This is a genomic window from Pseudomonas lopnurensis (genome assembly GCF_015070855.1).
In the GTDB taxonomy this organism is placed as follows: Bacteria; Pseudomonadota; Gammaproteobacteria; order Pseudomonadales; family Pseudomonadaceae; genus Stutzerimonas; species Stutzerimonas lopnurensis.
Map to the genome: position 1 here is coordinate 1 of NZ_JADDIX010000057.1, position 8,216 is coordinate 8,216.

Annotated in this window: 8 protein-coding genes and 1 pseudogene; 8 read left to right on the plus strand and 1 reads right to left on the minus strand. The window is 61.7% G+C overall.

All coding sequences use genetic code 11. The features are described from left to right. Nucleotides 1-44 precede the first annotated feature (44 nt). Nucleotides 45-268: pseudogene (locus IN820_RS22960) on the minus strand (hypothetical protein); the annotation flags it as partial. A 420-nt stretch (nucleotides 269-688) separates the two neighbouring features. On the opposite strand from IN820_RS22960, the gene IN820_RS11085 reads away from it, so the two are divergent. From IN820_RS11085 to IN820_RS11120, 8 genes are all read left to right on the plus strand, one after another. After that, nucleotides 689-1,849 (plus strand): transporter substrate-binding domain-containing protein, encoded by a 1,161-nt coding sequence (locus IN820_RS11085; RefSeq protein WP_193681039.1) that lies wholly within the window; start codon nucleotides 689-691, stop codon nucleotides 1,847-1,849. Then, the gene (locus IN820_RS11090; RefSeq protein WP_193681040.1) at nucleotides 1,846-2,478 is read left to right on the plus strand and encodes an ANTAR domain-containing response regulator; all 633 of its coding nucleotides are present in this window, start codon (nucleotides 1,846-1,848) and stop codon (nucleotides 2,476-2,478) included. Before IN820_RS11085 ends, IN820_RS11090 begins: the two co-directional genes overlap by 4 nt. A gap of 25 nt (nucleotides 2,479-2,503) precedes the next feature. Beyond that, on the plus strand, nucleotides 2,504-3,736 hold the full coding sequence (locus IN820_RS11095) for an urea ABC transporter substrate-binding protein (RefSeq protein WP_193681041.1): 1,233 nt from the start codon (nucleotides 2,504-2,506) through the stop codon (nucleotides 3,734-3,736). Between the two features lie 68 nt (nucleotides 3,737-3,804). Next, a complete protein-coding gene (locus IN820_RS11100; RefSeq protein WP_193681042.1) occupies nucleotides 3,805-4,677 on the plus strand; it encodes an ABC transporter permease subunit in 873 nt (290 codons plus the stop codon). Nucleotides 4,678-4,679: 2 nt separating this feature from the next. After that, nucleotides 4,680-5,750 (plus strand): ABC transporter permease subunit, encoded by a 1,071-nt coding sequence (locus IN820_RS11105; RefSeq protein WP_193681043.1) that lies wholly within the window; start codon nucleotides 4,680-4,682, stop codon nucleotides 5,748-5,750. Then, nucleotides 5,750-6,466: an ABC transporter ATP-binding protein gene (locus IN820_RS11110; RefSeq protein ID WP_193681044.1), complete on the plus strand. Its 717-nt coding sequence runs from the start codon at nucleotides 5,750-5,752 to the stop codon at nucleotides 6,464-6,466. The genes IN820_RS11105 and IN820_RS11110 overlap by 1 nt, the downstream gene beginning before the upstream one ends. After that, the gene (locus IN820_RS11115; RefSeq protein ID WP_193681045.1) at nucleotides 6,459-7,166 is read left to right on the plus strand and encodes an ABC transporter ATP-binding protein; all 708 of its coding nucleotides are present in this window, start codon (nucleotides 6,459-6,461) and stop codon (nucleotides 7,164-7,166) included. Before IN820_RS11110 ends, IN820_RS11115 begins: the two co-directional genes overlap by 8 nt. A 33-nt stretch (nucleotides 7,167-7,199) precedes the next feature. Then, nucleotides 7,200-8,198, plus strand: coding sequence for an acetamidase/formamidase family protein (locus tag IN820_RS11120; protein WP_193681046.1), 999 nt, complete (start codon nucleotides 7,200-7,202; stop codon nucleotides 8,196-8,198). Nucleotides 8,199-8,216: the final 18 nt, after the last annotated feature.

Here is an 8,216-nt window from a genome sequence, read left to right on the forward strand (position 1 = left end):
CATGGGGACAGATTATCCAGTATGCCCTATTTATTTGCCAGGTTAATAATCCCGCCCTGGGCATTGAGAACTGTCCTCAGCCAGCAGTTGCAGGCGTTCGTTCGCTTCGATCAGACCGCTGTTGGCAATGTTCATCGCCTGCACGTGAGCTCGCCGCTAGCGCGCAAGGTGCCTGGTTGGTGAGATCGCCGCCACTGATCAGCGTCACGTCGCGGCCCTGGGCCAGCGGGCCGTTGGCTGCCAGCCGCCCCTCGGCCTGGGTTAGGTGGCAGCGGCACCAGTGCCAAGTCGGTGTTTAGCGCTACCCGAGCGACAGCCCGGACATCCTTGCTGGCATGGTTTCGATCAGGGCGATGCACCACATATTAATTCGGCAATCAAAGACATCAACTATGCTGGGTTTTAACGACCTCTAGTACTGCAATCTTGGCAAATCCCATGGAGGCCCTATTCTAAGTTCCATACAAGTGCGCATTTCAAACTCAAGCACAACTTTGGTGCATGCGCGCAAGAAGTGCCAGATATTGATTTCTACTATTGACACAAGATGAGATGGTGTTAGAGTTCCAAAACATTGAAGCGACCAGGGCAACGAAGCCCGCTAGGTGTCGTTGAGATAACTTACATATCTGGCACAGAAGCCCGTAGCGCCGCAAGGCGATACGGGCTTTTTTTTGGGGCGCTAAAAATGTCCAAGCAGATCCATGACATAGGCGTATTGATATCCACGACGGGCTCCTATGGAAACGTGGGCGAAACCATTCTGAACGGGTGCATGCTGGCCTGTGAGGAAATACGTGCCGATCCTTCGCTTTCCGTGGAACTTTCGCCCCTTCACCTGGATCCGGGCGGAGACCCCCTGCAGTATGTGAAATGCATGCAGCAGTTGATCTCTCGGGGGATTCGCCACATCGTTGGCTGTTATACCTCTATCAGCCGAAAGGAAGTTCTTCCTACTCTGGAAAAGCACAACGCCCTGCTCTTTTATCCGACCCACTATGAAGGCTTCGAGATTTCCGAACATGTGATATATACAGGCGCCTCGCCAAATCATCACACCTCTCCGCTGATCGGCTATCTCGTCAAGAACCATGGCACCCGGGCCTTCTGTATAGGCTCCAATTACATATGGGCATGGGAAAGCAATCGAACACTGCGCGAAGGTTTGCAGGCGCATCGAGCAAAGGTTCTTACCGAGCGCTACTTGCCGGTTGGCGAGACGGATATGCAGGACATTATCGAGTCCATCTTCCAGAGCCAGCCGGATTTCATATTCAACACCCTGATCGGCGAATCCAGCTACGAGTTCTTCCGGCAGTTCCGCAAGGCATGCCTGGCCCGGGGAATCGATCAGCCATCCCGCTTCCCGATCGCCAGTTGCAACCTGTCCGAGGCGGATCTCGAGTGCATCGGCACCGAGGCCTGCGATGGCCATATCAGCTCCAGCGTCTACTTCGCCTCGCTGGACACGTCGCAAAACCAGCGTTTCGTCCAGGCGTACCGCAAGCGCTTTCCCAATGGGCCGGCGGTCTCGGTGGAAACCGAGGCGTCCTACATCGCCACCTGGCTGCTCGCCTACGGCCTGCAGGCGACAGGCGGATCCGACTCCATGGCCCTCCGGGAAGCCATCCAGGCCAAGCCTCTGTTGGCCCCGCAGGGCAGGGTCTGGATCGATGGGGAGAATTTACATGCCTGGCTGACGCCCAGGCTGGCCAGTTCCATGAAGGATTTCAGCTTCCGGATCACAGAGGAAGCCCCGCAGCCGGTACGTCCCGACCCTTACATGTTGAATACGCAGGACGACACGGAGATGGGTCTTACCTTTCCGCGCCTGAGGATCGTTTCATGACTTATCGACTGGTACAGAATTTCAGCCGGCGCCGGGCATTGTTGATCAGCAGCGACGAGCGGACCATCGCGACTCTCGGGACCACGCTCGGCAAGCTGGGCTTGCAGGTTTGCCAGCTTCCCCTGGAGAACGACAGGGTCCGTCTGCCTGCTGAGGCGCTGGATCCGAAGCGGGATGTACTGTTCCTCGACGGCGACCTGCCCTTTCCGCTGGACGAGGAGTATTGCGCTCGAACATTGCCGCCCGCCCCGCTGATCGGTCTTGTCGGCATGGAGGCACCCAGTCGCCTGAAACTGCTAATGCAGGCCGGCGCGACCAGTTTCATACGCAAGCCGGTTCATGGGTCTAGCGTTTTCTCTGCGCTTTACCTCGGCATTAACGAATACGGCAAGATCCAATTCCTGCTGCAGAGAAGCGAACAACATGAAAGGAAGCGCCCCCAGCGCAGGGCGCTGATCAAGGCCATTCTCGAAGTCATGCGCATTCAAGCAGTCGATGACGAGGAGGCCTATCAATGGCTGCGTCGGACCAGCATGCAGAACCGCATGAATATCGAGGACTTCTCACAACAACTAATCGAAGACCCAAGACTATTTCTGCCAGAGCAATTGATTCGCAAAACTTCATGACCGGTAACGGGAAAGGAAAAATTTCATGTATCAGAAAGCCATAAGCGCCACCCTGGTGCTCGGTATCGCATGCGCTCCATTTCAGGCAGCCTTCTCCGCCGAGCCGATAAAGCTGGGGGTTCTGGAGGATCAATCGGGTGATTTCGCCGTCGCCACCGTTGGCAAGGTACATGCCATCCAGTTGGCCGCCGAAGAGATCAACGAGGCGGGTGGCATTGCCGGGCGCCCATTGGAACTGGTCATCTACGATACCCAGTCGGACAATACCCGTTATCAGGAATTCATGCGCCGCGTACTCCAGCGCGACAAGGTAGATGCGGTATTCGCCGGCTTTTCCAGTGCCTCGCGCGAAGCCTACCGGCCGATTGTTCGTCAGTTCGACGGCTTTGCCTTCTACAACAACCAGTATGAAGGCGGCGTTTGCGACGCGAACATGATCGTTACCGGAGCGGTGCCCGAACAACAGTTCTCCACGCTGTTGCCCTGGATGATGGAGCAGTACGGCAAGCGGGTTTATACCATTGCCGCCGATTACAACTTCGGGCAGATTTCCGCCGAGTGGGTAAGGCGGATCGTCGAGGAGAACGGCGGTGAAATGGCCGGCGAAGAATTCATTCCGCTGGGCGTCTCGCAGTTCTCGCAGACCATCCAGAACATTCAGCGCGCCAAGCCCGACTTCGTCGTCACGCTGCTGGTGGGCACCGCGCAGTCTTCCTATTACGAGCAGGCCATGTCCGCCAACCTGAGCCTGCCGATGGCCTCCTCGGTGAACGTGGGCCAGGGCTACGAGCACAAGCGCTTCACGCCGCCGAGCCTGGCCAACATGTATGTCACCACCAACTACATCGAGGAAGTGGACAGCCCGTCCAGCAAGGCCTTCGTGGAGAAATTCCGCGCCCGTTTCCCCAACGAGCCCTACATCAACCAAGAGGCCGAGAACTCCTACTTGGCGGTGCATCTGTACAAGCAGATGGTCGAGCGCGCGGACGGCTCCACCGAGCGGGAGGACCTGCGCAAGATCATCGCCGCGGGCGATGTCTGCATGGACGCCCCGGAAGGCAAGGTATGCCTGGATCCGAAGAGCCAGCACATGTCGCACACCATCTACCTGGCGAAGGTGGAACAGGACCACTCGATCAGCTTCCCCACCGTCTGGGAAAACGTGCAGCCCTACTGGCTGGGCGACAGCGGCTGTGACCTGACCCAGTCCAACCCGGCCACCCAGTACACCCCCTCCAACCCGCCGCCAGGCAGCTGACGCGCATCGGGGCGGGCCTGACCAGCCCTGCCCCATCCCCACTAGCCTTTGCCTGCAGGAGCCCTTCGATGGCCTTCCTAAGTGACCTTTTTGCCTTCCTCTACCAGGCGGGCGACGCCTTCGCCTTTCTGGTGCTCGCGGCCTGCGGCCTGGCCGTGGTGTTCGGCATGATGGGCGTGATCAACATGGCCCACGGCGAATTCATCCTGTGCGGAGCCTATGTCTGCGCCAGCGCCACACGGATGGGGCTGCCGCTGCCGCTGGCGATCCTCATCGGCGCGCTGGTGGCCGGCCTGGTCGGGATGATCCTCGAGCGACTGATCATCCGCCACCTCTATCACCGTCCGCTGGATACCATCGTCGCCACCTGGGGCATCAGCATGATCGCCACCCAGGGCACGCTGATCGTGCTCGGCTCCACCTTGCCGGGCACCGGAACGCCGCTTGGCAGCTTCGAGATGGGCGACTACTCGTTTTCCCAGTACCGCCTGGTGCTGATCGGCATGGCGCTGGCCACGCTGCTCGGCCTGTACGTACTGTTCACGCGCACCCGCTTCGGCATCCTGGCGCGCGCCACCATCCAGATGCCCGAAATGGCCAGGGCCATGGGTATTAACACCAGCCTCGTCTACAGCCTGACCTTCGGCCTGGGCGCCGCACTGGCCGGCCTGGCGGGCGGTCTCTACGCGCCCACTATGACCCTGGTGCCGACCATGGGCAGCGCCTTTCTCGTGGAGGCTTTCGTCACCGTCGTGGTCGGCGGCGCGGACATCTTCCTGGGCACCGCGCCAGCGGCAGCTGTCCTGGGCGTCATCAAGGCCGCGCTTACTTCCTGGCAAGGACAACTGATGGGCCAGATAGGCCTGCTGCTGGCGGCCATCGTAGTCATCCGCGTCATGCCGCGCGGGCTTTCCGGCTGGCTGCTGCGCGAGAGGAACTGATCGTGTATACCCCCTTCTTCAAGACCCTACTGCACAAGCGCCTGGAGGGACCGCAGACCCTCGGCAAGGGCAAGGGCTTCTGGTCCGCCTTTACACTGGTGCTCATCGCTGCCTGCACTTACCCGCTGTTCGCCGACGGTTACGACGTGGGCAACAATGTCTACTTCTTCAATTGGGTGTTCATGGCCCTCGGCCTGTGCCTGATCTGGGGCTACGGCGGGATCCTGAGCTTCGGCCAGGTCGCCTTTTTCGGCATCGCCGGGTATGCCTATGGCGTCATCACCATCAACCTGGGTGCGGCCTACGGGCTGACGCTGCTAGCCTTGGTGCTGGCCGTGCTGACGGCCGGGCTGGTCTCTGCGGCGCTGGGCTACTTTTTGTTCTACGGCCGGATCAACGGTGTCTTCCTCGGCATCGTGACCCTGTCCTTCACCCTCGTCTGCGAGCGCTTCATGACGCAGACCGCCGGGCCCCAGTGGGCCATCGGAACCGCCCGGCTCAACGGCTTCAATGGCATGGGCGGCATGCCCCCGCTGACCATCCCGTGGTTCGGCACCGAGCTGGTGCTGTATCCGGACCTGCAGCTGTACTACTTCACGCTTGCCCTGCTGGTGCTGGTGTACCTGGGCCTGCGAGTGCTGCTCAACTCCCGCTTCGGCAACGTGCTGGTGGCCCTGCGCGAAAGCTCGCAGCGTGCCGAGATGCTCGGCTACGACATTCGCCGCTACCAGCTCATCGCCTTCGTCATCGCTAGCATGCTGGCTGGGCTGAGCGGCGTGCTCTACACCGCTTGGGGCCAGTACATCACGCCGTCCAGCATGGGCATGACCGCCGCAGCGCTGCCGATCATCTGGGTCGCGGTGGGTGGCCGCGGCGACCTCACCACCGCGCTGATCGGCACCCTGCTGGTCCTCGCCGGCTTCCAGGCGCTGACCGTGTACGGCAGCCAGTACGCCTTGGTGGTCATGGGCGTCCTGCTGGTGATCACCGTGCTGGTAGCCCCGCAGGGCATCATCATGGGCCTCGCGAATGGCCTCGCCCGTCTGTTCCGCAAGTTTAAGGGAGCCGTCTGATGGCCATTCTGGAAACGCGCGATCTGAACAAGTGGTTCGGCGGCCTGCATGTCACCAACGGCGTGAATTTCAGGCTCGAGCCAGGCCAGATCCATTGCCTGATCGGGCCGAACGGCGCCGGCAAGAGCACTTTCTTCCGCCTGGTTCTCGGCGAGCACACGCCGAGCAGCGGACAGATTCTCTTCGAGAATCAGGACATCACTCGGGAGCAGTCCTTCGCCCGGATTCGCCGCGGCATCAGCGTCAAGTTTCAGGTGCCCGGCGTATTCAAGGCCCTCAGCGTGCGCCACAACCTGGAGATCGCGCTGCAGAGGCGCCTCTTCGGCGAGGCTCTGGAGGCGGAGATCGACCGCCTGCTGGCCTTCCTCAACCTGCAGGCGCAGGCCGGCGAACTGGCCGGCGTGCTGAGCCACGGGCAGAAGCAGTGGCTGGAGATCGGCATGGCAGTGAGCCTCGAGCCGAAGCTGCTGCTGCTCGACGAGCCTACCGCCGGCATGACGCCGGACGAGACCTTCGCCACCGGCGAGATGATCCAGGCGCTCAATGCCCGCGGGGTGTCGGTGCTGGCCGTGGAGCACGACATGGCCTTCGTCCGGCAGATCGCCCACCAGGTGACCGTCCTGCACTTCGGGCAGGTGTTCGCGCAGGGAACCATCGACGAGATCGTTAACGATGATCGCGTGGCCGCCATCTATTTGGGACAAGGCTATGACTGAACACATTCTTGAAACCGTCAGGCTCGAAGCCGGCTATGGCAGCAAGCCAGTGCTCCAGGGCATCGACATTCAGGTCGGGCGAGGCGAAATCGTCGCGGTCATCGGCCGCAACGGGGTGGGCAAGTCCACGCTGATGAAGCGCCTGATCGGCCTATTGCCCGACGGCGGGGGCGAACTCCTGCTGGACGGCGAGCGTATTGGGCACCTGCCGGCCTATCAGCGGGCCCGCCGCGGTGTGGGCTATGTCCCGCAGGGCCGGGATGTCTTCCCACGCATGACTGTCATGGAGAACCTGCGTACCGGCGAGTCCCTCGGCAAGCCCGCCGAGGGCATCTACGAGCGCATGTTCCGCTTCTTCCCGATTCTCGACGAGCGACGCGACCAGCGGGCCGGCACCCTCTCCGGCGGGCAACAGCAACAGTTGGCCATCGCCCGGGTGCTGATCGGCGGGCCGAAGCTGGTGCTGCTCGACGAGCCGTCCGAGGGCATCCAGCCCTCTATCGTCCAGGACATCGCCCGCACCATGGTGCGGCTGAACCAGGAGACCGGTCTGTCGCTGATTTTCGTCGAGCAGAACATCGACATGATCCGCGCCATGGCACACCGCTGCTACGTCATGGACAAGGGTCGGATCATCGCCGAACTCACCCCCGAAATGCTGGAGGACCGCGACACGGTTCGCCGCTACCTCTCCGTTTGACCATCCGCAACGCATCGAAAAAGGAGTACATCCATGAGCTGGTTCGAGACTTCCATCATGGCCCGCCGCGGCCTGGCCCAGGGAAAGGCCGGCACCACCCACAGCCTCACCGAGGCTGTGCAGGGCAAGTACCATTACACCCTCGGCCCCTATGCCGAGCCGGTACTGCACATCAATCCGGGGGATCTGGTCACCGCCGAGACCCACGATGCCTTCGAAGGCAAGCTGCAGTCGGAAAGCGACAAGCCCAGCGAACTGCTGAACATGCCCTACCTGAACCCGCAGAATGGCCCGATCTATGTGGAAGGCGCGGAAAAGGGCGACTGCCTGGCCGTCTATATCCGCCACATGAAGCCGCGCGGTCCCCAGCCCTGCGGCACCACGGCACTGATCAACGAGTTCGGCGGTCTGGTCGGCACGGGCGATACCGCCCTGCTCAACACGCCGCTGCCCGAGCGGGTGAAGAAAGTCGAGGTGGACCCGGTGAGCGGCGTCAAGTGGAGCGACAGGATCACCCTGCCCTACCAGCCCTTCATCGGCACCATCGGCGTCTCGCCGGAGATCGAGGCCATCAGCTCCCTGGTGCCCGACTACTACGGCGGCAACATGGATCTGCCGGACGTGGGCCCCGACTCGGTGCTCTATCTGCCGGTGCACACCAAGGGCGCCTACCTGTATCTGGGCGACTGCCACGCGGCGCAAGGTGACGGCGAACTCTGCGGGGTCGCCATCGAGCATCCCACCGTCACCACCGTCCAGGTCGACCTGATCAAGAACTGGACCTTCAAGTGGCCGCGCTTGGAGAACGAACAGTTCTACATGACCATCGGCTCCTCGCGCCCGATGGAGGACGCCGCGCGCATCGCCTACCGCGAACTGGTCCGCTGGCTGGCCGCCGAGTTCGGCTTCGACGAGATGGATGCCTACCTGCTACTGACCCAGGCCGGCCGCGTACGCCTGGGCAACATGGTCGACCCGAAGTACACCCTCGGCGCCTCGATCCTCAAGTCCATCGTGGGCCAGGCCCGCTGAACCCCCGGGGCGGCGGGG

Bases quoted from the DNA above. Each gene is read 5' to 3' on its own strand.
- IN820_RS11090 (WP_193681040.1), top strand. From the start codon at position 1,846: ATGACTTATCGACTGGTACAGAATTTCAGCCGGCGCCGGGCATTGTTG.
- IN820_RS11110 (WP_193681044.1), top strand. From the start codon at position 5,750: ATGGCCATTCTGGAAACGCGCGATCTGAACAAGTGGTTCGGCGGCCTG.
- IN820_RS11115 (WP_193681045.1), top strand. From the start codon at position 6,459: ATGACTGAACACATTCTTGAAACCGTCAGGCTCGAAGCCGGCTATGGC.
- IN820_RS11085 (WP_193681039.1), top strand. From the start codon at position 689: ATGTCCAAGCAGATCCATGACATAGGCGTATTGATATCCACGACGGGC.
- IN820_RS11120 (WP_193681046.1), top strand. From the start codon at position 7,200: ATGAGCTGGTTCGAGACTTCCATCATGGCCCGCCGCGGCCTGGCCCAG.
- IN820_RS11095 (WP_193681041.1), top strand. From the start codon at position 2,504: ATGTATCAGAAAGCCATAAGCGCCACCCTGGTGCTCGGTATCGCATGC.
- IN820_RS11100 (WP_193681042.1), top strand. From the start codon at position 3,805: ATGGCCTTCCTAAGTGACCTTTTTGCCTTCCTCTACCAGGCGGGCGAC.